Origin of the sequence: Haloarcula marina (genome assembly GCF_024218775.1) — an archaeon.
In the GTDB taxonomy this organism is placed as follows: domain Archaea; phylum Halobacteriota; class Halobacteria; order Halobacteriales; family Haloarculaceae; genus Haloarcula; species Haloarcula marina.
Genome location: NZ_CP100404.1, coordinates 2417029 through 2438858, shown reverse-complemented (window position 1 = coordinate 2438858; position 21830 = coordinate 2417029). Strand labels below are relative to the sequence as shown.

Genomic DNA, 21830 nt, shown 5'->3' with positions numbered 1-21830 from the left:
CGAAAATCAACGTTTAAGCACGCGCCTGCGAAAGCGCGGCGTATGCCACGCACTTCTCCCGGCCCGACGCTCGGCGTCGTCGGCGGGGGACAACTCGGACGCATGATGGGCGAAGCGGCCGCGCCGCTAGGCGTCGAACTCGTCGTCGCGGACCCGACGCCGGACTGCCCGGCCACACCGGTCACCCGCGAGCAGTTGGTCGGCGGGTTCGAGGACGAGGAGACGTTCCGCAAACTCGCCGAGCGCGCGGACGTGCTCACGTTCGAAATCGAACTCGCGGACCCGGACGTGCTCGAACGGGTCGCCGAGGAGACGGGCACCCCGGTCCACCCCGACCCCGAGACGCTGCGGACCATTCAGGACAAACTCGTCCAGAAGCGCCGCCTCTCGGAGGCAGGCGTTCCAGTCCCCGAATTCCGGGCCGTCGATTCGGCCGACGACCTGCGTGAGGCCTGCGAGGAACTGGGCTACCCGGCGATGCTGAAAGCCCGGACCGGCGGCTACGACGGGCGCGGCAACGTCCCCGTCTCCGGCCCCGAGGACGTTGAGAGGGCCATCGACGACATCGCCGGACCGGCGATGGTCGAGGAGATGGTCGACTTCGAGCGGGAACTCGCGGTGATGGGCTGTCGCGGCGACGACGAACGCGACACTTTCCCGCTGACCGAGACCATCCACGAGGAAGAGATTCTGCGCGAGAGCGTCGCTCCGGCCCGCGCCAGCGACGCCGTCGCCGAACGCGCCCGCGAGGTGGTCCTCGACGTGTTGGACGTGATGGACGGTCGCGGCGTCTTCGGCATCGAACTGTTCCAGACGAGCGACGACGAGATTCTACTGAACGAAATCGCGCCCCGGCCCCACAACTCCGGCCACTGGACCATCGAGGGGTGTCACACCTCGCAGTTCGAACAGCACGTCCGGGCCGTGATGGGGATGCCGTTGGGGTCGACCGAACAGCGGCACCCGAGCGTCTGCACCAACATCCTCGGTGATGTCGAGGAACGACAGGAGGCGACGCTGTACGGCGACGACGCGGTGTTCGCCGCCGACCGCGCACACCTCCACTGGTACGGCAAACACGAGGTGTACGAACTGCGGAAGATGGGGCACGTCACGCTGACCGGCGAGGACACCGAGACGCTCCTCTCGGACGCGCGGGACCTGCGAGACGGACTGACGTTCCGAGACTGACCGACAGCGTCGGCTCGGACCTGTTCGAACGCACAAAAATTCGCCGTGTCTCGCTTCAGGGCGAGGACTGCGTGACCGTCTTCTCTTCGGTCAGTTCGAGGAACCTGATTTCGGGTTCGCCTTTCACGCCTGCCTCTTTCATGATCTCCGGAAGCTCTTCGCTTTCCGAGAACGCACGGGCGTTCTCTTCGCTGTCGTACTCCGCGAGCATCACGATTTCGTTCGGGTTCTCGGCGTCGCGGAACAGGTGATACCCCTGTTGACCGTATTCGAGACGGCGGTCGTCGTCGTCGTCGAAGTACGGTTTCCACTGGTCGTAGTCTGCCACTTCGTGTCGGACTAGTAGGTATGCCATATTATACACCATTTATTATTATAGTTCTCAAATGCCATAAACGCGTGTTGCCGGTTACTCACGGTTACGTTCGTCTACACCCCGACCGGGCGGCCCCGAACCGAGGTGTCTTTGTCCGTCCGACCCTGATTCGCGCGTATGCAACGACGGGCCTTCCTCCGGACAGTCGGGTCGGCCGCGGCAGTGGGTCTCGCGGGGTGTATCGGCGGCAGTGCGAACGTCGACTACGACGTGGGAATGGGCGCGAAGGTGTTCCGTCCGCAGACGCTCCGGGTCGAACCGGGGACGACTGTCACGTGGCTGAACACGAGCAAGCAGGGCCACTCGGTGACGGCCTACGAGGACGGCCTTCCCGACGGCGCGGCCTACTTCGCGTCCGGCGGGTTCGAGAGCGAGCAAGCGGCCCGCGACGCGTGGGGCAACAGCACGAACGGCACGCTGTTCGAGGGGCAGTCGTACGAACACACTTTCGAGGTGCGCGGCGAGTACCCCTACTTCTGTATCCCGCACGAACGCGGCGGGATGGTCGGCACCGTCGTCGTCACTGACGAAGCGGGCACGACCGAAGAATAGAGCGTTCGGGTGCCGAACGGAGTTAGGCGTCCTCGACGTCGATGTCTTCTTCGTCGACGTCGACGGCCGTCTCCTCTTCGGCGGCGACTTCCTCGGGGCGAGCCTCGAGGGTCGTCTTCTGAATCTCGACGCGGCGGAGCGGGTAAATCTCCTTGGCCTCGCCGTAGATGGCGGAGGACAGTCGACCCTCGACGACGCTGTCGACGAGTTCCTCGAAGGTGTGGTCCTTCGCTGTCTCCTCGACGAGGTCGATCATCGTCCGGCGGATGGCCTTCTCCTGTGAGGCGTCGGCCTTCTTCGTCGTGACGGCGACCGGCTGAATCTGGACGCGGTAGTCGTCCGTCGTCAGGACGGTGATGAAGGCTTCGACCTTCGAGGAGCCACGGCGGACGAGCGAGCGCAGGTAGTCCCGCGTCAGTTCGTGCTTGACGAACTCCGTGTACGCGGAGTCGCTGGCGACCTCGTTGATTTTGAAGGTCAGTTTCGTGTTGTTCTCGCTGGCGTCCTTGTTCAGTTCGCCGAGCGTGGTTTCGATGGTGCGACCGAGCACCTTTTCCGGTTCGTCTGCGGTCGTCTCACCGAGTTCCTCGCGGTCGAACTGCTCGGGGGCGAGGACGGTGTACCACCGCTTCTGCTGTTTGCGCTTGGAGACGCTTCGTTCACTCATGTGTCGTGGGTTGTGTTGGTTGGTTAGCTAGCTGTGCTGCGACCCGGAGGTTGACGACGTAGTCGTCGACCGTCGACTGCAGGCCGCTCGTCGAGTCGCGCTCGATAGTCGTGACCACTGCGTCGCCGTCGACGTGCGTAGTCATCTCGCTGGTGTTGTCCGGCCGGAGCGAGCGCGCGATGCGCTCGGCCAGAGCGGGCGAGTCGTGTGTCGTGCGAATCTCGGCCCGCCGAGTCATAGTGCCTCCCGGAACGCTTCGATGAAGTCGGCCGTCGACACGTCGAACCGCGCGGCGGCCCGTTGGCCGTGGCCCGCGCTCTTGCCGCCGACGGCGTCGGCCGCGGTCCGCATCGTCGCGGCCACGTCGCGTTCGTCTGTGGCGTGTGCGGCCGCCTCGCCGTCCGTGACGACGAGCGTCACGGGTTCCGGCGCGCGGAAGTCCGCCACGAGGCGAGCGACGGTGTCGACCGGCATCGCGTCGCCGCGGGCGACGAACAGGCCGTCGTACCGACCCGTCGTGGCCTCGGCGACGGCGCCGTGGGCGCGCGTGGCGTGCGTTCGCCACGCAGACAGGGCGTCCTCGCGGACGCTGTCGTGGCCCAGCGCGAGCGCGATGCCCGTCCCCGGCCGTTCCCGGGCGACGGCATCCAGCACGTCGGCGTAGCCGCCGACCGTCTCGAACGGCCCACCGGCGTAGGGGTGGAGCACGCGACCGAGGGCGTCGGCGGCCCGCGGCGGCGCGGCGTCCGTGCCGGTGACCGCGAGGGCGACCAGCGACGCGACGCGCCGGTGGTCGTCCGCGGTCAGCGGTTCGGGCAGGTCCAGTTCGGCCAGCGTCGCCCGCGCGCGCTCCTCGTCGCCCGAGAACGGGCCGGAGAGGAGCGTCGAGTGGGCGAGGCCGTCCGCGAGGTCTACGACCGGAACCGCGATGCCGGGTCGGCGTTCGAGACCCGCGTGGTCGGCCGCGTCGGCGACCGACCCGTCGATGTTCCCACCGGCGATAGCGCCAGCGAGAGCGAGCGTCGGGGCGGTCGTCCCGCCGAGTTCGCGGGCCACCTCGAAAGCCGTGGCCGCCGGGCGAGTCGACAGCGACACCTCGGCGGTCGAGAGCGACCGACCGACGGCGACGGTCACGTCGGCGTCCGTGGTCCGGTCGGGGTCGGCGAAGGGGCCGACGACGCTCGCCTGAAACGGCGTTCCGGCGTCGTCGAGCGCCCGCGCCAACACGCCGGTCCCGGCCAGCGAGTCGCCGGTCGCATCGCTGACGAGGCGCACGAAGGCGGCCCCGCGCAGCGTCGCGGCGAGGTCACTGGGGGCGGGGGCTGGCGTCGGTTCCCGACCGGTCATGGACATTACTCGTCTTCGAGCAGCGCGACTGCCTTGTCGTAGCTGTACGTGAAGTCCTCGTCGACACCGTCACCGCGGTAGTAGTCGACGAGGCGGCGAATCTTCGACTGCGTGTTCTGGAGCGCACGCTTGTTCTGGTGGTCGCCGGGGTTCTCGTCCATGTGGTCGCGCAGACGCACGGCGCGTTCCATCAGGTTGCGGAGGTCCTCGGGGAGTTCGGGGTCGGCGTCGTTGTCCTCGAGAATCTCGGTGACCTTCTGACCGGTGGCGAGTTTGACGTTCGGGACGGGGGTCCCCTGCACGCCTTCGTCGCGCAGTTTCAGGCCGATTTCGCTGGGCGAGTGGCCCTGTTCGGCGAGTTCGACGACGCGCGCTTCGACGGCGTCGGCGTCGACGTCGCTCCACTCCGGGGGTTCGTCTGCCGCGGGCTTGTCCGAGTCGGACGAGCCACGACGGCGTGTATGCATTCGTGCCATAGGTTGGGTTGGAACTGCACGAACCGCTCGTCGCTAATCGCGAGGCGTTTCGGCGCTACGGCCGAACACGGCCGCAATCCCAAGCCGCGGAAACCCGCGGCGCGTCAGATTTGCGGTCGTGCTGTTCCCGTTGGTTGGTCGATGGTCCCGCAACTAAACCGTTTCCATCTGCTCGGACGGGCCAGCAGACATTTGTATCGGTGTCGCCAGTGGGGTGCATGGACAGACGAGCGTTCCTCCGTCGGGGAGTCGGGAGCGCCACTGCCCTCGGGGTCGGTGCGGGTCTGGGTGGCTGTTCGCAGAACGGCCCGATGGGGACCCTCGCCACCGCTGTCGGCGCTCGTGGCTCGGACTTCGAGGCGTTCGAATCCTTCGTCGTCAGCGTTCGCGAGATACGCGTCCTTCCGGCGGCGTCGGCGACAGCGACAGAGGAACACAGGGCTGACGAACTCGTCTTCGAGGCCGGTGGCAAGACGGTCGACCTCGTCGGTCTGACCGACGGGGAGACCGCTCTGGTCCACGAACAATCCATCGCGTCGGGGCCGTACGCGTACCTGAAACTCACGGTCGGGTCCGTCGACGCGACGCTCGAAGGCGGGAAGATGGCGAAAGTCACCGCGCTGGAGGGCGGTGCGATGAAGTTCAACCGTGCGTTCGAGATTCAGACCCGGGGGACGACGCGTTACGTGACGATGCTTCGTCCCGTCCAGCAGACCGACACCCATCGCTATCGACTGACCGCGCTCGACGTGCCCACGGTGACGTTCGAAGGATAGTCGCGGCCCGTCGCTCGCGACTGCTACCACGATTGATAGCCAGCCCGGTCGATTTATGTTCGCGGCGTCAGAACCTTGTCGGAAGATGGGGTTGGGTCGTGTACTACCAGGGGAACGGGGGCAGAGCGCACCGCTCGGGATGGCGCTGGTCTTCGCGGTGATGATTCTCGGGACGACAGCGGTGCTTGCGCTCGGTGTCGGTGCCATCACGACGACGCAAGCGGGCCTCGAAGACCAGCGGTCACAGAAGGCGATGACCCAACTCGACTCGCAGGCCGCGCTGGTGGCCCTCGGAAACACGGACGCCCAGTCCGTCGTCCTCCCGAGTGCCTCCGGTGCGGACTACGTCGTCGACGAGAGCGCGGGGTCGATTCGCATCGAACACGAGAAGACCGGGACGACGACAACGCTCGTCGACAGGTCGCTGGGGACGGTACAGACCAGCGGAACGTCGACGTCGCTGGCCTATCAGGGCGGCGGCGTCTGGCGCAAGACGGACAACGGGTCGGTGATGGTGTCGCCGCCGGAGTTCCACTACCGGAACGCGACGCTGACGCTTCCGATTATCTCTGTCGAGGGCGACGACTCGCTCAGCGACCGAGCGTCGATTCGACGGACCGCTCACGACAACGTCGACGTGACTAACCCGATTCGCGACGGCACTATCGTCGTCACCGTCGACAGTGCCTACTACAAGGCCTGGGGGCGGTACTTCGAGACACGCACCGACGGCGAGGTGTCCTACGACCACGCCAACGACCGCGTGACTATCGACCTCGTGACGCCAATCGGGCAGACGCGCGTGCAGTCGGCCGTCGCTGGCCTATCCTCCGGTGACCTCTCGGTGCAGGGCAACGGCGGGACGCCCTGTGGCGGTGCCGGCGATAAGATATACACCGACAGCTACAACTCCTCGAAACCGGGCGATTACTGCGCCCAATACCCCGGGTCGACGGGGAACAACGGGAACATCACGTTCGGTGGCGACGTCGACTATCAGGGGAACGCGAACTTCAACGGCGACATCCGTTCGGGCGGCGTGGTGGATATCACGGGTAACGCCGACATCAACGGCGACATCTACTGGACCGACAGTTTCAGCGCCAGCGGCGCTGCCTCGTACGACAGTGCGACCCAGATTTCCGGCGTGCAGACGCAGTCGCGAATCAACGACATCGTGGGCGCCAAAGGCCGCGAAATCGCCGACGACAACGACAACGCCGCCGCGGGGAGCGCCATCACCGGCGGTGACCGTCTCGCCGATGGCGACCACACGCTCACGACCGGGAGCTACCACTTCGCCGACCTCACCGTGGACGAGGACGACACCCTCACACTCGACACCAGCGGCGGTGACGTGACAATCGCCGTCGACGAGTACGTCGACGTTGAGGGGGAAATCGAGGTCACCGGGGACAACGTGGTCCGTCTCTACGTCCGGACGATGGGGGCGAACCCGAGCGACGGGAAGGTGAGCACCGGATGGCGAAACGTGGGGCTCAGAATCCACGACGACGGGGAGGTCGTCGTCCCCGGTAACGACGCCCCGCAACTGCGGGTGTACGGCAACGACACGCTGAACGCCTCCGTCGACGACGGCGAGTTCACCGGTGTTATCTGGGCCCCCGTGGGCGGCGGTGCGCCGGGCGGGTTCGAGGTCACCCACGGCGACGTCTACGGCGGCATCGTCTCCGGCGACGTGTTCATCCGGACGCAGGGGCGAATCCACTACGACCAGGCCCTCGAAGAGGAACAGATAGTGAGCCGAGACGCCAGCGTCGCCCGAATCACGTACGTTCACATCTCTGAGAACGTCATCGAGTTCGAGGACTGACTCTCCCCGCGCTCGATTCAAGAGGACGCTGGCCTTTCAGTTCCCCGTGTCCGAGATGACGGGGTTTGCTGTTTCGCAATTTACACTTGGCCGCCGCATTTATCATATGTGATATCTAACTGTAGACAATGCGTGCGCTTTCGGGTCGGGGTGACGACCAGCGGCAGCAACGGGCGCAGTCGGCCCCGCTGGGACTGTTGCTCGTCTTGAGTCTGGTCATCGTCGGGTCGACGGTCGTAGTCGTTCTCGGAGCGACGGCGCTGACCGACGCCGAGTCCGGCCTCGACAGGTCGCGCTCCGAGAAGGTGATGACCCAACTCGACTCGCAGGCGTCGCTCGTGGCTCTCGGGTCTGCGAGCAACCAGCAGATAGCCCTCTCAGGCACGGAACGGACGAGATACAGCGTCGAACCGGACGCGGGCCGGATGAACATCAGTATCGTCAATACGTCGGTGTCGCCAGCGACGACGACGACGTTGCTGAACGTCTCGCTCGGCGCTATCGTCTACGAGAACGGCGAGGACCGCGTCGTGTATCAGGGCGGGGGCGTCTGGATGCGGTCGGGCGGGGGGACGCTGATGGTGTCGCCGCCGGAGTTCTACTACCGCGACGCGACGCTGACGCTCCCGTTGATTACGGTCCGTGGCGACCGCTCGCTCGGCGACAGGGCCACCGTCTCTGCGAACGGGACGACGCGCCTCTATCCCAACGCCACCGCCGACCGGATGAACCCGTTGGAAAACGGTATCGTCAACGTCAGCGTCACGAGCGAGTACTACCAGTCGTGGGGCCGGTTTTTCGAACAGCGAACCGACGGCAACGCGTACTACGACCACGAGAACGACACGGTGACGACGACGCTCGTGGTTCCCACGGGGCCGCGTGAGGTCGACAGCGCCATCGCCGCGACGTCCGCTGGCGGCGAGATACGCCTCTCCGGGAGCGGGAGCGACCCCGCCCGAACGAACAGCTACAACTCCTCGCAAGGTGACTACGCGAGCACGCTCGGTTCGTCGGGGACGATTACGACCGCTGGCGACATCATCGTCACCGGCAACAGCGAAATCGACGGCTCGCTCACCTCGGGCGACCGCGTCGAGGTGAAAGGTAGCGGTATCGTGACGGGCGACGTGAACTACACCACGAGCAAGAAAATCAAGGGGACGGTGTACGGCAACGTCGACCAGATTAGCGGCGTCGAAGGTGCCAACGCAATCGACGGCTACGTGAGCGGGACAGTCGACAACCTCAGCAGCACCAACGACAACGCGGCCGAGAGCAGCGCCTTCACCGCCGGAAACCGCCTCGAAGACGGCGACCACACCCTCAGTAGCGGCGACTACTACTTCACGGACCTCACTGTGGACGACGACGACACGCTCACGCTGGACACGTCAGGGGGCAACTTGACCATCGGCGTCCGCGACTACGTCCGTATTCAAGAAGGGGCCGACATCGAGGTCATCGGCGACGATACCGTCCGACTGTTCGTCCTCGGCGAGGACGTTCACCCGACGGCGAATGCCCACTTCTCCATCCCGAACTCCGCCGGGAGCGTCGACATCGCGGACGACGAGAACTCCACGCAGTTCTGGATGTACGGCCAGTCGGACTTCACCGCACGTCTCAGTGGATCGGGGTCGCCCCGGCCCCGCTTCGAAGGCGTCATCTACGCCCCGGCCGGACAGACCGGGTCCAGCGAGATATACGTCGGCAAGTCCGAGGTGTTCGGCGGCGTCGTCGCCGGCAGCGTCGAGATGGACAACGGCGCGTTGGTCCACTACGACCTCGCGCTGAAACAGTCCCGCGCCGTCCCGGCGAACACCAACATCATCAGACTGACCTACCTCCACGTCTCGGAGAATCGAATCAACGTGACGAGCAAGTGAGCCGCCCTCCGCGTCAACGGTCGATTGCCACTGCGATGTCGTGGACGACGACGTAGACGCGGTCGATGTTCGTCCCGGTGTTCAGGCCGAACGAACACTCCACCTCGTTCCCGGCGGGGTCGTCACAGACGAACCCCTCCGACTCGAAGTACTGCGCCCACAGCGTCGAGCGGCCGGTGTCAGTGAACGTGACGTTGACTCGCTTGACCTGCCCGGTAGTGTCACGAACCGTCGCGTTCGAGGAGCGACGGTTGGCCCGGACCAGAACCGTGGTTCCGCCGAGGCTCTCGATGTTCGGCGAGTTCAGCGCGACGACGTTGACGAGCATCCGGTCGCCGTTCGCCACCAGCGGCGGGCCGCTGACCACGAGGCCGCCGTCGGGGTTCTGCCGGAAGACTGCGCCCGCCTCGTACGTCAGCGTCCGGTCCTGATTCCCCTCATAGACGAGCGGTCGAATCTTCGTGACGGTCGTGTTCTCCGGAGCGTCGTCGCCGTCGTCCCGATACACGGAGACGTTGACGGTGACGTTATCCCCGGTGCGCAACTGCGCGTCCCCGAGGCTCATCTCGGTCGCGCGACTCGGCGCGCCCCGCTTGTGGAGGTCGGCGACGTTGTCGCTCAGCACGTCGAAGGCCCGTTCGGCGTTTTCCAGTTGTTCCGCGTTCTTCGCGTCTTCGAGGGTCCCGAGGCCGCTCACCGAAACGAGGGCAATCGAACCGACGATGAGGCTGAACACGAGTATGAAACTCAGCACCTCGCTGACGGCGCGCTCAGACATCGCGTATCACCATCCTGTACCCGCCACCGGGGTCGGCGTAGGTTATCTGTATCGTCCCCCCGTCGGCCGTCGAGTCACCGAGGCCGGTGGTGTGTCGGAGCGGGATATCGACCGTTACCTCGGGGTCCACAGAGCGGAGTCGGAGGCGGTCGTTCCCGCTGTCGAGCGTCACCCGGTACTCGCTCCCGGTCACGCGTTCGGGGAAGGTCTGATTCAAATGCACGTCCAGGTCCGACCCGGTGCTGTCGGCGGCGGTCACCAGTCTGTCGACCCGCGTGACGTCGGCCGCCAACTGCTCGCCGATGACGGTGAGTTCGTCCCTGATGACCTGTTCGCGCTGCCCGTCGACGAACCCGGTTCCGGCGATGAGGAGCCCGCTCACCAGTATCGTCGCGATGGTCAGCGAGAGCGTGTAACTCAGCGTCGTCGAGACGGCGCGGCTACTCACGAGGCTCACCCGGGGCGACCCGAACGTCTGTCGCGTACTCCATGGCGTCGGTCGTGTACGTGTAGCGAACGCGCGCGTCGTAGATTGCGGCAACGTGGCGTGGCTGATCCGAGAAGAGCCCCCCGAGACCGCCGAAACTGAGCCCCGATTCGAGGACGACCATCGAGTAGTTGCCGACGGTCGAGGAACCGTTCTCGAAGCTGATGCTGTAACTCGTCGTGGGACTCGCGCCGGTCCCCGCACCGAACCAGAAGTTCGACCCCGTCGCGGTCCGTCGGAGCGCGGAACACGGTTCGCCCTCGACGGTTCCGCTTGTCACGTCGACGTGCACGGACGTGCCGGTGCTCTCGACGGTACATTCTTCTACGGCGACCGTACCGCCGTCGTTGCGGATGGTGCGGACGTGGATGGTCCGGTCGCCCGACGTGTTCCAAACGTTCATGCGCCAGCTATCCTCGTTGCCGGTGGCGAACTCTCGCTGGACGGTCACCTCCAACGCGGACCCGTTCGTTGTGGCGCTGTCGGTGATGTTCATCCGGAACGCACGGGTTCCGTTCCCACCGTTGACGCGCTCGACACCGCTGACGAGCGTGAAGTCGCCGGTGGAGTCAGTCACGTCCAGAAACTGCGACGAGTCGTTCTGCACGATGCGCGCCCCGTCCCTGTGACTGTCGTACGTGACGGTGGTGAGGGCGCCGCTCGTCACCTGCTGGCGCTCCGCCTGTGTACTGACGTTCCTGATACCCGCCCGCAGGCCGTCTTCGAGTTCGGACTCGCTGGAGTCGTTGTAGTAGTTCGTCGCCTCGATTGCCTCGCCGACGTTGGCCTCGGCCATCGCTCTGACCGCCAGCGCGTCGTCGCTCCCGGCCGTCTCGCCCCGACTGGCGAGGTTCTCGGTGAAGATTGCGGAGTTGACGACCAGCGCCAGCGCGACGAACGTCACCGCGAGCGCGAACGCGGCGATGAGGATTATCTGCCCCCGGTCGTCGCCGCTCAGATTCGCCACGCGACCACCTCCACCGACACCGTGTTGAACGTGTTCCGTCCGATGTCCGGCACGGGGTAAGTGATGCCGCCCGAAGTCAGGTTCGTCACGTTCCGGGTCTCGTCGGGGTTGTAGAGGTGGTCGTCGTCGGTGAGCATGACCGTGTGACTTGCCTGGACGGCGTTGTCGCTCGGGACGCCGCTGTAGATGTACCGTCGCGTGAGCATCTCACCGTCGGCGCTCTGAAACCGGAAGTAGACGTTGTACGCGATGCCGCGCTGGTCGAACGACCGCTCCAACATCCGTCCCAGCGTGTTGTTCGGCGGCCCGTTCGTGTAGTACCCGAGGTTCTCGTTCGTGTCGTGGAACTGCGCGGTACTGTTGTTCCAGTACAGCACGGCCGGTTTCAGGCCGTCTTTGGCCGCCGCCGCCGCGAGGACGCCCTGCCCGGTGGCCTCTTGCTGATTCTCGATGTGCTGGCTGGAGGTACTCGCAGATAGCGGCGTCACCGTCGTCATCTGGAGCGCGAACACCAGACTGGCGAGCAACAGCAATCCGGCGACGACGGCTTCCAGCGTGTGTGCTTGCCCTCGCATCTCACCACATCTCCACGTACATCGTCACGTCTTGCCCGTCGAGCAGCGCTACCCGAAGCGCCGTCACGGAATCGTCGTTCGCCGTCGGCGGTGCATCTCCTCTCGTCAGGACGACGTCGTTGCCGTCGTCACAGCCTGCTGGCCCGCTGCCGGTGTCCGTCGCATTGACGAGCGTTCCATCGCCGCCGTCCCAGCAGAGTATCTCGTCCTCGATGCCACCGTCCGTCACGTTCCCCCGGAGAGTGATGTTGACGTTCTGCCGCGCGGCGTCGAGTCCCAATTGGGCCTCGACACTCGACTCGTACGTGAACCGACATCGGTCGGGTGCCGGTGCGGTATGCTCGAAGAACGTCACCGTACAGTGCGTATCGAGCGTCTGCGGCCGCCGCGGCGACCCCAGCATCGACTTCGACAACTGGTCGGCCACGCGATTCGTCGTCACCGTCTCCTCCTGTGCCCCCTCGGTAAACGGCGACAGTAGACCGGGAACGAACAGAAAGACGAACACCAACACCGCGAGAAAGAGACTCATCCCGATAGCGAAATCCAGCGTCGTCTGCCCCCGCATCAGTGCCGCTCCTCCAGCGACGGCGACATCGAGCGGTCACGACGCCGACGCTGATGGCGTCCCAATTGTCCATCGCCTGTGTCCCTACGGTCCATGTTTCCCCTACCGCCGTTCCCTGGGGCGGTACCTGAAGGGGAGTCGCACTGGATACCCTTATCCATTGTGGCAGTTTCCCCGGCAACCGTGAGACGGGAGCGCCTACCACGTCGGTGTCGGTTCGATGGGTTTAAGAAAGGGCGTCGGATACGCTGTATTGCAGCGAGGGCTCGTAGATCAGGGGTAGATCACTCCCTTGGCATGGGAGAGGCCCCGGGTTCAAATCCCGGCGAGTCCATTTGTCTTTTCACGCCGTGGTGAGGGAATCAGCAGTACGCTTCGAGTCCGCCGGTTTCGCACGAGTCGGCTGTCACGGCCCCGGTAGGAAACCCGAGATGGAGTCGCCGTCACCCGACGGCCATCCACACCACGAGGGCGATGGTCGAGAGGATGACGGCGAACTTGACGCCCGCGATTAACTTCACTTCGCGGATGTAGCCCGCGATGAACGACGAGAGGAGCGCTTGGAGGGTGACGGCGTGGAAGAACAGCATCGAGAGGAGTTCCACGTCGACGTTCCCGCCGAAGCTCCCACCGGTCGCACCGGACCCACCCGCGCCCGACGCCTGCGAGGCGAGGCCGGACATCACGTCGAGGAACTGCGTCTTCAGTAGCGCCATCACGCCCAGCAGGGTGAGGTAGGTCATGATGATGATGACCGTCTGCATTCGGGTTCGGGACTTGCGCTCGCGCTCGATGTCGTCCTGATTCTCGGAGGCTTGGGCGGCCGTCGAGAGCACGTCCTGAATCTGACTCGACGCCTCCTGGGCCTCGGCGATGAGCTTCACCGTCCGGGCGAGTCGGGGGACGTGGTACTTGTTGTTGAACTCGCGGAAGGCGTTTTTCAGGCTGGTTCCGTAGTTCACCTTCGCGTGCATCGTCTCGAACTCGTCGGAGAGCTTCCCCGCCGACGTTTCGGAGACGACCTTGATGGACTCCAAGAGGGTCATCCCGGTGTCGTTCGCCGAGGCGAGTTTGCGCAGGTTCTCCGAGAGGTTGCCGATGATGGCCTTCCGCGAGCGGACGTTCCACTCGTAGAAGACGGTCAGCGGGACGAAGTTGATGTACATCGGCACGTACACCCAGAAGAACGTCCCGGACACCGGGTTCGAAATCATCCCGTCGAGCGAGAGCGGGGCCCAACCGAGGACGATGGCGACGACGAGCGCCAGAATCGATAGCGGGACGGTGAGACCGAGGACCAGAAGCGGATGGTCGCGGAAGAACAGGTGGGGCTGTTTCAGAATCTGGACGAGTTCGTAGGTCCCCTCGCGGTTTTTCACGCGGTCGAAGACGCTGTAGGTTCCGGTGTACTGCTCGACCAGTCCGAGGTTGAACACGCCGATGCCCTCGTCGACGACCACTTCGTCTTCGTCGGCGTTCGGCCGGAGGTAGCCGTCGCCGATAGAGTCCTGGGTGACCGTCGACACCAACACCAGGAACGCCATCCCGGTGAGCGGGATGAGGCCGTAGACCGTCCCGTAGATGAGGGTCTGCTGGGCGTTGCCCATCATCGACATGATGACGAGGATGATGATGAGGAGGAGGGGGAACAGCGAGAGGGTCATGTACATCTCGCCGAACAGTTCTAGCGTCTCTAGCATCTTCTCCTGTTCCTGCCGGGCGGTCCGCATGTGCTTCTCCTTCTGGTCTTCGAGGAAGGAGGTCATGTCCCCGCCGGAGTTGATGATGGAGAGCATGTCCGTCAGGAACTGCGAGAGTTCGTCGGAGGGGGTTTCGAGGGCCTGATTCCGCACCGCCGTCCGGTAGTCGGTGTCGAAGTACTCCGTCTCTAAGACGATGGACTGGAACTCCCGGGCCACCTCGCCGTAGGTGTCCTCGGCCTGGGCCATCGACTGGAGAATCTCCAGTTGGTTCAGGCCGCCGACGGAGAGGGCGTACATGAAGGAGATGGCGTCCGAGAGCAGGATGTTTATCTCGCGTTCGCGGGCGCTCGACCGGAAGTACGGAATCGAGACGAGGGACCCGAACCCGATGCCGAAGCCGATAGCGCCGAAGACGATGCCGGTCACGAGAATCAGGAACGGTATCTTCAGCGCGTCGATGACCGACAGCACCGCCTCGTTCTGGATGACGACGCCGATAAACGTCGGCCCTTCCGTCCCCGAAAAGAGGAGACTGACGATGAGATACCCCAGGAGGGTCCCGACAAGCCACAGCGCGAGTCCGGCGATGACGCCGACGGCGAGCGCGCGGGCGAGGAACATCTCGACGTTGTCGGCCATCCGCGCCTCGGCGAGTTTCCGCTCGACGCTGTCGACGAAGTCGCCCTCCTCGTCGAACAGCATCTGGTAGGCCGGGTAGAAGGCGTCACCGAGAGTGCCGCCGCTCCCGAGTTGTTGCTGGCCGGTCGTATCGAGGCTCATCCGCTATCTGCCTCCTTCCCGGCCTTGGGGACGAACTGACCGAAGCCGACGTCGTCGTCGTCGTCGCCCGACTCGGCGACCATATCGCCGTCCATCAGCGCGGAGACGATGTCGGAGGTGTCGCCGCTGGTGAACCGCTCGAAGAGGCGGCCAGCGTTGTCCAGCACCGCCTTCGTCTCCTCGACCATCTCCGGCGGCGCGTCGGGTCGCGGAACCATCTCCTCCTTCTCGGGGTCGATGTTTATCTTGACGGACTCCATCTCCCGCAGGTCTTCGAGCGAGCGCTCGAGTTGGTCGTTGGCGATGAGCGTCAGAATCGTCTCGGGGTCGTTGATGAACGCCTGAATCGTCGCGGCCACCTGCGTGTACGTGTTCAGGCCCTGTTCGATGAGGTACGCGAGGACGACTTTCCGCTTGAACAGTTCCTCGTCGAGTTTCTCCTGGGTCCACCCGCGGTCGAACTTGACCTCTTCGAGGGTGTTGGAGTTGCCCATCTGGATGTACTCGTCCGTCTCGGCGCGCCACTCGTACACGTCACGGACGTTGATTTCGTCGTTCTCGGCGGAGTACTCGTTGATTTCGGTGAGCGACTTGTTCCGCCGGACTTTGTTGCCGTCGACCCGGGTCTGAGTCTGAATCGACACCAAGTCAAGCGCCGTAAAGAGCGTCTTCGAGACGTTGATGGGTTCGGTGGTAAAGCGCTTGATGACCTCGCCGACGGAGTCGGCGTGGAAGGTGGTGTACGTGGTGTGGCCAGTCGACATGACCTGAAACAGGGTGCGCCCTTCCTCGCCGCGAATCTCACCCATGACGATGTAGTCGGGGCGTTGTCGGAGCGCGGCCTCCAGTAAGTCGAACTCGTCGACGTCGCCGGTGTCGTCCTCGCCGAAGGACGGGCGGGTGACGCTCGCGACCCAGTTCCGCTGTGGGAGTTCCACCTCGCGGGTGTCCTCGATGGAGACGATTTTCGAGTTCGAGGGGATGAACAGCGAGACGGCGTTCAGGCTGGTGGTCTTCCCGGACGCCGTGCCGCCCGCGAAGATGAGCGACTTGTGGTTCTCGATACAGAGCCAGAGGAACGCCATCTCGTCGAGCGAGAACGTGTTCCAGTTGATGAGGTCGATGGGCGTAAACGGCACGTCCTTGAACTGGCGGATGGTGTAGTTGGTCCCGTGGTCCGAGACTTCCCGGCCGAGCGTCAACTGGGCGCGTGACCCGTCCGGGAGCGTGGCGTCGACCTGCGGTTGGCGCTTCGAGATACCCTTCCCGGAGCGCTGAGCGAGTTTGACGACGAAGTCGTCGAGTTCCGTCTTCCCGTGTTCGGCGTTGGAGATAATCTGCTCGTAGTCGGTGTGATAGACGAACACGCGGGAGTTGTAGCCGTCACAGGACACGTCCTCGACGTTGATGTCGTGCTTGATGGCGTCGATGCGGGCGTAGCCGATGAAGTCCCGCTTCAGCATGTACAGCAGTTTATCGACCTGATACTCGTTGAGCGTCGAGGGGTCGTCCTCGATGATGGCGGGTTCCGGGCGGGCGGCGATGCCGGTGAGTTGTCCCGCCGCCTCCGGTTCGCTCTGGTCTCCGATGTCCAGCGCGTCCTTCAGTTGGTCGATGATGCCGCCGCCACCGCCGCCACCGCCGCCGACGGTCCCATCGTAGAGGTCGTACCGCGAGAGCAGTTGCTCGGCCTCGCGTTGGATGACCTGCGCGCGGTCGGCGTCGGTGCCTTGAACGATGACGTCGTCCTCGGAGTACTTGATAGCGGTTTTGAGCTTTCCGGAGAGGAACTCCTTCAGGTCGCCCTCGATGGGGTTGAGGTGCGGTTCGACGATGTAGTACTTCTTCTCGTTCTCCTTTCGGGAGTGGAAGATGACGACGCAGGCGTAGGGCTTGTTGACCCAGTAGCGTTCGAGTTCCTTGAAGTGGGTTTTCTTCGTCTGCGGGACGGCCCGCTCCAGGTCGTAGCGGTTGACGACGGTGGTGTGGCCCTCGCGCGTCGAGAAGAACTCGTCTTCGTCCAGTTCTGGGTTGACGTCGACCGTGTGTTCGTCGACGAACGCGTCCAGTTCGCTGGCGATATTTTCCGCGTGAGAGAGTTTGTTCTCTGTGTGGTCGGGGTCGAACCCGAGGTGGTCCTCGGCGTCGAACGGGACGAGTTCGCCCTCGCCGTCGCGGGGCCTACTCCCGTCGTCGTTGTAGTAGTACTCTTGCTTGAAGTGCTCCCACGTGTAGGTGCCCTTCGTGACCGGGGTCGTCGCCGGGTCGAGGTACTCCTCGAACGGCCGGTTCAGCGTCAGCGCGGCGCTGGCCGCGTCTTCCAGTTTCTCGTCGAGTCGCCGCGGCTCGAAGCCGAGGTACTCGCTCCGGTCGAAGCGGCCGCCGTCGTGGAACTCTCGGCGCAGGTCGTCCCACGTGTACTCGCCGACGGCGGCGGACGTGCCGGTCGGTCCCCCACTACCGACCTCCTCACCGCCAGACCCCCCTTGGTCATCAATTGCCATTGGTGTTCATCTGCTTTAGTGCGTGAAAAAGTCTTTTGCCGATACTTGCCCCCGTCGGGTACCGGGGTGTATGCCACATCCCAACATGATTTGCCAGAGCTACAGCATCGTCGGTACTCAAACTTTCGGCGGATACGATGCAGTTGACGACCAGTTTGTTACGTTTCTCGTCAGTCGAGGAACGACTCCATCCGATTCATCGCCTCTTTGAGGTCGTCTAATCCCGTCGCGTAGGAGATGCGGAGGTGGCCCGCGCCGCCCTCGCCGAAGGCCGTCCCGGGGACGACGGCGACGCCCTCGGACTGGAGTAACGCCTCGGCGAACTCGCTCGCGTCGTCCCACGGACACTCGGGGAACGCGTAGAAGGCCCCCGCGGCGGGGAAACACTCCAGACCCATGTCTTCGAACCGCGAGAGGACGTAGTTCCGGCGGCGGTCGTACTGCGTGGTCATCTCTGTCACGTCCTCCCAGCAGTTGTCGAGCGCCTCGATGGCGGCGTGCTGGGCCGTCGTCGGCGCGGAGAGCATCGTGTACTGGTGGATGCGGTTCATCGCGGTAATCGCCTCCGGCGGTCCCATCGCGTAGCCGAGGCGGAACCCGGTCATCGCGAACGCCTTCGAGAAGCCGTTGAACACGACGGTTCGCTCGCGCATCCCGGGTAACGTCGCGATGGAGGTGTGGTCGTGCTCGTACGTGAGGTCCGCGTAAATCTCGTCCGCGAACACGACGAGGTCGTTCTCGCGGCAGAACGCGGCCACGTCCCGGAGTTCCTCGCCGGTCATCGTCGCGCCCGTCGGGTTGTTCGGGTAGCAGTAGACCAGCGCGTCGGCCTCGGCCGCGCCGGATTCCTCCAGCACCTCGCGCGTGAGTTTGAACTCGTCTTCGACGCGGGTGGGCACGTCGACCACGTCGACGCCCGCGAAGATTGCGCCGGGGACGTACGAGACGTAACACGGCTGAGCGACGGCGATGCTGTCGCCGGGGTTCAACAGCGCCCGAAACGCCAAGTCTAGCCCTTCGCTCGCGCCCGCGGTGACCAGAATCTCGTCGTCGGGGTCGTAGGTGAGGTCGTGGCGCGTGTCCTCGTAGCGGGCGATTCGCTCGCGCAGTTCCCGCTTCCCGCGGTTGGCGGTATAGGAGGTCTGGCCGCGTTCGAGCGACGTGATGGCCGCCTCGCGGGCGGCCCACGGCGCGGAGAAGTCCGGTTCCCCGACCCCGAGGGAGATGATGTCGTCCATCTCCTCGGCCAACTCGAAGAAGCGGCGGATACCCGACGGTGGGACCGCGTCGACCCGGTCTGCTGGCTCGAACGTCATGGCGAGACGGAGAGCCTATCGTCGTCGTCGTGGTCGTCGAAGGTCATCCCCTGTTCCTTGTAGGAGTCCATGATGTAGTGGGTCACCGTCTGGGTAATCTCGGGGATGGGGGCGATTTTGTCGCTGATGAAATGCGAGACTTCGCGCATCGAGTCGCCCTCGACTTCGAGGTCGAAGTCGTAGTCGCCGCTGACCAACCGGAGCGACGTGACCTCGGGGAACTTCGCGACGCGGTCGGCGATGTCGCTGTAGTTCGTCTCGCGGTCTAAGGCGACGTTCAACTCGACGGTCGCTCGCACTCGCTCCTCGTCGGTTTCCACCGCGCCCCAGTCGACGACGGCCTGATAGCCGCGGATGACTCCGGCGTCCTCGAACTCCTCGACGATGGCCTCGACTTCGCTCTCGCTGAAGTCGGTCATGTGGGCGAGGTCTTCGGTGGTGTAGCGGGCGTTCTCACGCAACAGGTGCAGAATCTCGCGGCGACTGCTCATACAGTGGTGGCGGGCGGTGGCGGACAAAAGCCTTGCTCAATGGTGGGAGTTAGTACCACACGTCCGCGTTCGGTTCTGGGGCCGACGCGATGATTTAATTGGATGGGGACCTTCGGGGAGCGTGATGTTCGAGGACGTCACGGACGACGCGGAACCGGACACGGGGTGGGCACACGTCGCGTCACACGACGACGCGCCAGCGGTCATCGACGCCGTCCTCCGTCTCGACCCGGCGGAGACGTACACGAAGACGGAACTGAGCGACGAGGCCGGGGTCCCGTTGAAGACGCTGTATCTCGACGGCACGCTGGGCCACCTCGTCGAGATGGGGTTTCTGGAGAAACACGCCGAGGAGGGCGAGGAAGCCGTCTTCAGCGCCGATACGTCGACGGACGTGTATCAGGCCGCGCTGGCGTTCGACGCCGCCGTCGACGCGCGAGTGGGCGAGGAGTGACCGGGACGTGACGGCGGCGCGCGCGGACCGGCGCGTGACTGGCCGGTGACGCACGCGAACCACACCGTTCTTACTCGCGGCGCGTGCACTCGCACCCACTGTGGTCTCTGACGCCCAGTCGCGACTCGTCGTGGGCCTCGTCGGCGGGTCTCACCTCGTGAACCACGCCTACTTCATGCTGCTACCGCCGATTTTCGGGCCGTTGAAGGCCGATATCGGCGTGACCGACGCGCAACTGGGTATCGCACTCGGCGTCGTCGGCGTCGTCGTGACGGCCCTGCAACTCCCGTTCGGGTCGCTGTCGGACTCGCGGAGTCGGACCTCGGTGCTGGCTATCTCGTTGACCTTCGGCGCTGTCGGTGCGATTCTCACCGCCACCGCACAGAGTTTCGCGTGGCTGCTCGCTGCGAGCGTCGTCACGGGCGTCGGCATCGCGGGCCACCACCCCGCGCACTACCCGCTCATCGGTGCGGCGACGACGGAGGACACGCGAGGGCGAGCGTACAGCGTCCACGGATTCACCGGGGCGCTCGGATTCGCCGCGCCACCGGCCGTCGTCGCGACGGCCAGTACCCTCGGCGTGGACTGGCGAGTCGCAATCGGTGGTATCGCCGTCGTCGGCGCGGTGTACGGCGCTGGCTGTCTGCTGGCGTTCGACCGCTACGTCGACGCGGCCATCACGCACCCGACGAACGAGCGGACCCGGGAGTCCGACGAGCCGTTGCCGACCAGAATCCGCCGCGAACTTCGGACGCTGCTGTCTTCGCCGCCCATCGTCGCGCTCACCGTCCTCTGGTTCGTCACGTCGATGGCCGGGTGGGGCATCAAACAGTACACGGCGACGCTGCTCTCCTCGGGCTACTCCCTGCCCGAGGCCACCGCCAACTTCGCCGTCTCGGCGATGCTCGTCACCGGCGCGGTGCTCATCTTCGCCGGTGGCTGGCTCACCGACCGGTACTCGCCGGGACCGGTGCTGGTCGGCGGGTACGCCGCGCTGGTCGCCGTCGCTGGCCTGCTAGCGCTCGGGACGCTCCCGACGCTGGGGGCACTCGCGCTGGTGTTGGTCCTCTCGGCCACCGTCGACGGGAGTCGCCCGGCGCGGGCGTCGCTGGCCGACTCGCTCTCGACGGCGGACTCGGCGGGGAAGAACTTCGGCCTGCTCACCGTCGGCATCTCCGGCGGTGCCGCCGTCGCGCCGCCCGTCCTCGCCGTCGTCGTCGAACGGGCGGGCGTCGAGGCGGCGTTCTGGGCCGTCGCCGCCATCGGCGTGGTCGCTATCGCCCTGACGGCCGGTGTCCTCCATCTCGGGGAGGGCGGGGCGACTGAGACGGTTCAGCCCGGCGACTGACGGGAATTACCGTCCGTGCGCTTTTACCGCCCGACGCCCAACGCCGCATATGGTCGAACTCGATTCGGAATCCAACGTACTGCAACGCGGCGACGCCGCACCGTCGTTCGAACTGCCGGGTGCGGACGGCGAGACGTACGCGCTCGCAGACTTCGCGGACGACTCGGCCCTGCTGGTCGTGTTCACCTGTAACCACTGTCCCTACGCGAAGGCGAAGATTCCGGAACTGAACCGATTGAGCGAGGAGTACGACGACCTCGCCGTCGTGGGTATCAACCCGAACGACGCCGAAGCGTACCCCGACGACTCCTTCGAGCGAATGCGGGAACTCGTCGCCGACGGCACGGTGGGCTACGACGCCTATCTCTACGACGAGGACCAGTCCGTCGCGGCGGCCTACGGGGCGCGCTGTACCCCTGACCCGTTCCTGTTCGAGAACGACGACGGCACGTTCCGACTGGCCTACCACGGCCGACTCGACGACGCGCCGAACCCCGACGACGAACCGAGCGAGCGAGAGATGGCGGGCCACGTCGAGACGCTACTGGCTGGCGGGGAACTGACAGCCACCGAGAAGCCGTCCCGTGGCTGTTCCATCAAGTGGAAAGTCGACAACGAACCGGCGTACTGGAACCAGTAACGCCTCCGGAACGGGTCGAACCGTCGTAGCGACTGATTCTGCCTTCGTGTGAACGAGATGGCGCTCGCGCCGATACTAGTTAGCCGGTCAAACTTTATCAGTCAGTGCGAC

22 protein-coding genes and 1 tRNA gene are annotated in these 21830 nt (G+C 65.0%); 9 read left to right on the top strand and 14 right to left on the bottom strand.

From position 1 onward, the window contains the following. The first annotated feature begins 42 nt into the window (after positions 1-42). Positions 43-1191: a 5-(carboxyamino)imidazole ribonucleotide synthase gene (locus NJQ44_RS12795; protein WP_254271737.1), complete on the top strand. Its 1149-nt coding sequence runs from the start codon at positions 43-45 to the stop codon at positions 1189-1191. Between the two features lie 55 nt (positions 1192-1246). On the opposite strand, the gene NJQ44_RS12790 is transcribed toward NJQ44_RS12795, so the two are convergent. Next, positions 1247-1546, bottom strand: a complete 300-nt coding sequence (locus tag NJQ44_RS12790; protein WP_254271736.1) for a putative quinol monooxygenase — start codon at positions 1544-1546, stop codon at positions 1247-1249. A 138-nt stretch (positions 1547-1684) separates the two neighbouring features. On the opposite strand from NJQ44_RS12790, the gene NJQ44_RS12785 reads away from it, so the two are divergent. Continuing rightward, positions 1685-2119 carry a plastocyanin/azurin family copper-binding protein gene (locus NJQ44_RS12785; protein ID WP_254271735.1) on the top strand — a complete coding sequence of 145 codons (435 nt, stop codon included), beginning with the start codon at positions 1685-1687 and terminating at the stop codon, positions 2117-2119. Positions 2120-2141: 22 nt separating this feature from the next. On the opposite strand, the gene NJQ44_RS12780 is transcribed toward NJQ44_RS12785, so the two are convergent. The 4 genes from NJQ44_RS12780 to NJQ44_RS12765 are packed head-to-tail and all read right to left on the bottom strand — an operon-like array spanning position 2142 to position 4609. Further along, positions 2142-2786 (bottom strand): 30S ribosomal protein S3ae, encoded by a 645-nt coding sequence (locus NJQ44_RS12780; protein ID WP_254271734.1) that lies wholly within the window; start codon positions 2784-2786, stop codon positions 2142-2144. Next, on the bottom strand, positions 2779-3024 hold the full coding sequence (locus tag NJQ44_RS12775; RefSeq protein WP_254271733.1) for a KEOPS complex subunit Pcc1: 246 nt from the start codon (positions 3022-3024) through the stop codon (positions 2779-2781). The genes NJQ44_RS12780 and NJQ44_RS12775 overlap by 8 nt, the downstream gene beginning before the upstream one ends. Further along, positions 3021-4139, bottom strand: a complete 1119-nt coding sequence (locus NJQ44_RS12770) for a hypothetical protein (protein WP_254271732.1) — start codon at positions 4137-4139, stop codon at positions 3021-3023. Before NJQ44_RS12770 ends, NJQ44_RS12775 begins: the two co-directional genes overlap by 4 nt. Continuing rightward, positions 4139-4609: a 30S ribosomal protein S15 gene (locus NJQ44_RS12765; protein WP_254271731.1), complete on the bottom strand. Its 471-nt coding sequence runs from the start codon at positions 4607-4609 to the stop codon at positions 4139-4141. The genes NJQ44_RS12770 and NJQ44_RS12765 overlap by 1 nt, the downstream gene beginning before the upstream one ends. 218 nt (positions 4610-4827) lie before the next feature. Here NJQ44_RS12765 and NJQ44_RS12760 point away from each other — a divergent pair, with 218 nt between their 5' ends. The 3 genes from NJQ44_RS12760 (at position 4828) to NJQ44_RS12750 (ending at position 9108) form a co-directional block, all read left to right on the top strand. After that, entirely contained in the window at positions 4828-5385 is a 558-nt protein-coding gene (locus NJQ44_RS12760; RefSeq protein WP_254271730.1) for a DUF4382 domain-containing protein, read from the top strand. An 85-nt stretch (positions 5386-5470) separates the two neighbouring features. After that, positions 5471-7219, top strand: coding sequence for a DUF7289 family protein (locus tag NJQ44_RS12755; RefSeq protein ID WP_254271729.1), 1749 nt, complete (start codon positions 5471-5473; stop codon positions 7217-7219). A 128-nt stretch (positions 7220-7347) separates the two neighbouring features. Next, positions 7348-9108 (top strand): polymer-forming cytoskeletal protein, encoded by a 1761-nt coding sequence (locus NJQ44_RS12750; protein ID WP_254271728.1) that lies wholly within the window; start codon positions 7348-7350, stop codon positions 9106-9108. A gap of 13 nt (positions 9109-9121) precedes the next feature. On the opposite strand, the gene NJQ44_RS12745 is transcribed toward NJQ44_RS12750, so the two are convergent. From NJQ44_RS12745 to NJQ44_RS12725, 5 genes are read right to left on the bottom strand one after another with little or no spacing between them, the layout of a single operon-like run. Beyond that, entirely contained in the window at positions 9122-9886 is a 765-nt protein-coding gene (locus NJQ44_RS12745; protein WP_254271727.1) for a DUF7289 family protein, read from the bottom strand. Beyond that, entirely contained in the window at positions 9879-10334 is a 456-nt protein-coding gene (locus NJQ44_RS12740; RefSeq protein ID WP_254271726.1) for a DUF7266 family protein, read from the bottom strand. The genes NJQ44_RS12745 and NJQ44_RS12740 overlap by 8 nt, the downstream gene beginning before the upstream one ends. Beyond that, positions 10327-11340, bottom strand: a complete 1014-nt coding sequence (locus NJQ44_RS12735) for a DUF7261 family protein (RefSeq protein ID WP_254271725.1) — start codon at positions 11338-11340, stop codon at positions 10327-10329. The genes NJQ44_RS12740 and NJQ44_RS12735 overlap by 8 nt, the downstream gene beginning before the upstream one ends. Further along, on the bottom strand, positions 11328-11915 hold the full coding sequence (locus NJQ44_RS12730) for a DUF7288 family protein (protein WP_254271724.1): 588 nt from the start codon (positions 11913-11915) through the stop codon (positions 11328-11330). The genes NJQ44_RS12735 and NJQ44_RS12730 overlap by 13 nt, the downstream gene beginning before the upstream one ends. Position 11916: 1 nt before the next feature. Next, on the bottom strand, positions 11917-12483 hold the full coding sequence (locus NJQ44_RS12725) for a DUF7287 family protein (RefSeq protein ID WP_254271723.1): 567 nt from the start codon (positions 12481-12483) through the stop codon (positions 11917-11919). Between the two features lie 262 nt (positions 12484-12745). Between NJQ44_RS12725 and NJQ44_RS12720 the strand changes: the two genes are divergently transcribed. Continuing rightward, positions 12746-12817: transfer RNA gene (locus NJQ44_RS12720), tRNA-Ala, on the top strand. Positions 12818-12926: 109 nt separating this feature from the next. Here the strand turns inward: NJQ44_RS12720 and NJQ44_RS12715 are convergent. From NJQ44_RS12715 to NJQ44_RS12700, 4 genes are all read right to left on the bottom strand, one after another. Continuing rightward, positions 12927-14966: a type II secretion system F family protein gene (locus NJQ44_RS12715; protein ID WP_254271722.1), complete on the bottom strand. Its 2040-nt coding sequence runs from the start codon at positions 14964-14966 to the stop codon at positions 12927-12929. Beyond that, positions 14963-17470, bottom strand: a complete 2508-nt coding sequence (locus NJQ44_RS12710; protein WP_254271721.1) for a type II/IV secretion system ATPase subunit — start codon at positions 17468-17470, stop codon at positions 14963-14965. The genes NJQ44_RS12715 and NJQ44_RS12710 overlap by 4 nt, the downstream gene beginning before the upstream one ends. A gap of 170 nt (positions 17471-17640) precedes the next feature. Further along, the gene (locus tag NJQ44_RS12705; protein WP_254271720.1) at positions 17641-18786 is read right to left on the bottom strand and encodes a pyridoxal phosphate-dependent aminotransferase; all 1146 of its coding nucleotides are present in this window, start codon (positions 18784-18786) and stop codon (positions 17641-17643) included. After that, on the bottom strand, positions 18783-19277 hold the full coding sequence (locus NJQ44_RS12700) for an Lrp/AsnC family transcriptional regulator (protein WP_254271719.1): 495 nt from the start codon (positions 19275-19277) through the stop codon (positions 18783-18785). Before NJQ44_RS12700 ends, NJQ44_RS12705 begins: the two co-directional genes overlap by 4 nt. A gap of 124 nt (positions 19278-19401) precedes the next feature. On the opposite strand from NJQ44_RS12700, the gene NJQ44_RS12695 reads away from it, so the two are divergent. The 3 genes from NJQ44_RS12695 to NJQ44_RS12685 all read left to right on the top strand — a co-directional run bounded on the left by NJQ44_RS12695 (position 19402) and on the right by NJQ44_RS12685 (position 21719). Next, positions 19402-19731 (top strand): hypothetical protein, encoded by a 330-nt coding sequence (locus NJQ44_RS12695; protein WP_254271718.1) that lies wholly within the window; start codon positions 19402-19404, stop codon positions 19729-19731. A gap of 100 nt (positions 19732-19831) precedes the next feature. Then, positions 19832-21079, top strand: a complete 1248-nt coding sequence (locus NJQ44_RS12690) for an MFS transporter (protein ID WP_254271717.1) — start codon at positions 19832-19834, stop codon at positions 21077-21079. Between the two features lie 49 nt (positions 21080-21128). Continuing rightward, a complete protein-coding gene (locus NJQ44_RS12685; RefSeq protein ID WP_254271716.1) occupies positions 21129-21719 on the top strand; it encodes a thioredoxin family protein in 591 nt (196 codons plus the stop codon). The last annotated feature ends 111 nt before the right edge of the window (positions 21720-21830 follow it).

Excerpts from the sequence above, each read along its gene's own strand:
- NJQ44_RS12795 (WP_254271737.1), top strand. The coding sequence starts at position 43 with ATGCCACGCACTTCTCCCGGCCCGACGCTCGGCGTCGTCGGCGGGGGA.
- NJQ44_RS12790 (WP_254271736.1), bottom strand. The coding sequence starts at position 1,546 with ATGGCATACCTACTAGTCCGACACGAAGTGGCAGACTACGACCAGTGG.
- NJQ44_RS12785 (WP_254271735.1), top strand. The coding sequence starts at position 1,685 with ATGCAACGACGGGCCTTCCTCCGGACAGTCGGGTCGGCCGCGGCAGTG.
- NJQ44_RS12780 (WP_254271734.1), bottom strand. The coding sequence starts at position 2,786 with ATGAGTGAACGAAGCGTCTCCAAGCGCAAACAGCAGAAGCGGTGGTAC.
- NJQ44_RS12775 (WP_254271733.1), bottom strand. The coding sequence starts at position 3,024 with ATGACTCGGCGGGCCGAGATTCGCACGACACACGACTCGCCCGCTCTG.
- NJQ44_RS12770 (WP_254271732.1), bottom strand. The coding sequence starts at position 4,139 with ATGTCCATGACCGGTCGGGAACCGACGCCAGCCCCCGCCCCCAGTGAC.
- NJQ44_RS12765 (WP_254271731.1), bottom strand. The coding sequence starts at position 4,609 with ATGGCACGAATGCATACACGCCGTCGTGGCTCGTCCGACTCGGACAAG.
- NJQ44_RS12760 (WP_254271730.1), top strand. The coding sequence starts at position 4,828 with ATGGACAGACGAGCGTTCCTCCGTCGGGGAGTCGGGAGCGCCACTGCC.
- NJQ44_RS12755 (WP_254271729.1), top strand. The coding sequence starts at position 5,471 with ATGGGGTTGGGTCGTGTACTACCAGGGGAACGGGGGCAGAGCGCACCG.
- NJQ44_RS12750 (WP_254271728.1), top strand. The coding sequence starts at position 7,348 with ATGCGTGCGCTTTCGGGTCGGGGTGACGACCAGCGGCAGCAACGGGCG.
- NJQ44_RS12745 (WP_254271727.1), bottom strand. The coding sequence starts at position 9,886 with ATGTCTGAGCGCGCCGTCAGCGAGGTGCTGAGTTTCATACTCGTGTTC.
- NJQ44_RS12730 (WP_254271724.1), bottom strand. The coding sequence starts at position 11,915 with ATGCGAGGGCAAGCACACACGCTGGAAGCCGTCGTCGCCGGATTGCTG.
- NJQ44_RS12725 (WP_254271723.1), bottom strand. The coding sequence starts at position 12,483 with ATGCGGGGGCAGACGACGCTGGATTTCGCTATCGGGATGAGTCTCTTT.
- NJQ44_RS12715 (WP_254271722.1), bottom strand. The coding sequence starts at position 14,966 with ATGAGCCTCGATACGACCGGCCAGCAACAACTCGGGAGCGGCGGCACT.
- NJQ44_RS12710 (WP_254271721.1), bottom strand. The coding sequence starts at position 17,470 with ATGGCAATTGATGACCAAGGGGGGTCTGGCGGTGAGGAGGTCGGTAGT.
- NJQ44_RS12705 (WP_254271720.1), bottom strand. The coding sequence starts at position 18,786 with ATGACGTTCGAGCCAGCAGACCGGGTCGACGCGGTCCCACCGTCGGGT.
- NJQ44_RS12700 (WP_254271719.1), bottom strand. The coding sequence starts at position 19,277 with ATGAGCAGTCGCCGCGAGATTCTGCACCTGTTGCGTGAGAACGCCCGC.
- NJQ44_RS12695 (WP_254271718.1), top strand. The coding sequence starts at position 19,402 with ATGTTCGAGGACGTCACGGACGACGCGGAACCGGACACGGGGTGGGCA.
- NJQ44_RS12685 (WP_254271716.1), top strand. The coding sequence starts at position 21,129 with ATGGTCGAACTCGATTCGGAATCCAACGTACTGCAACGCGGCGACGCC.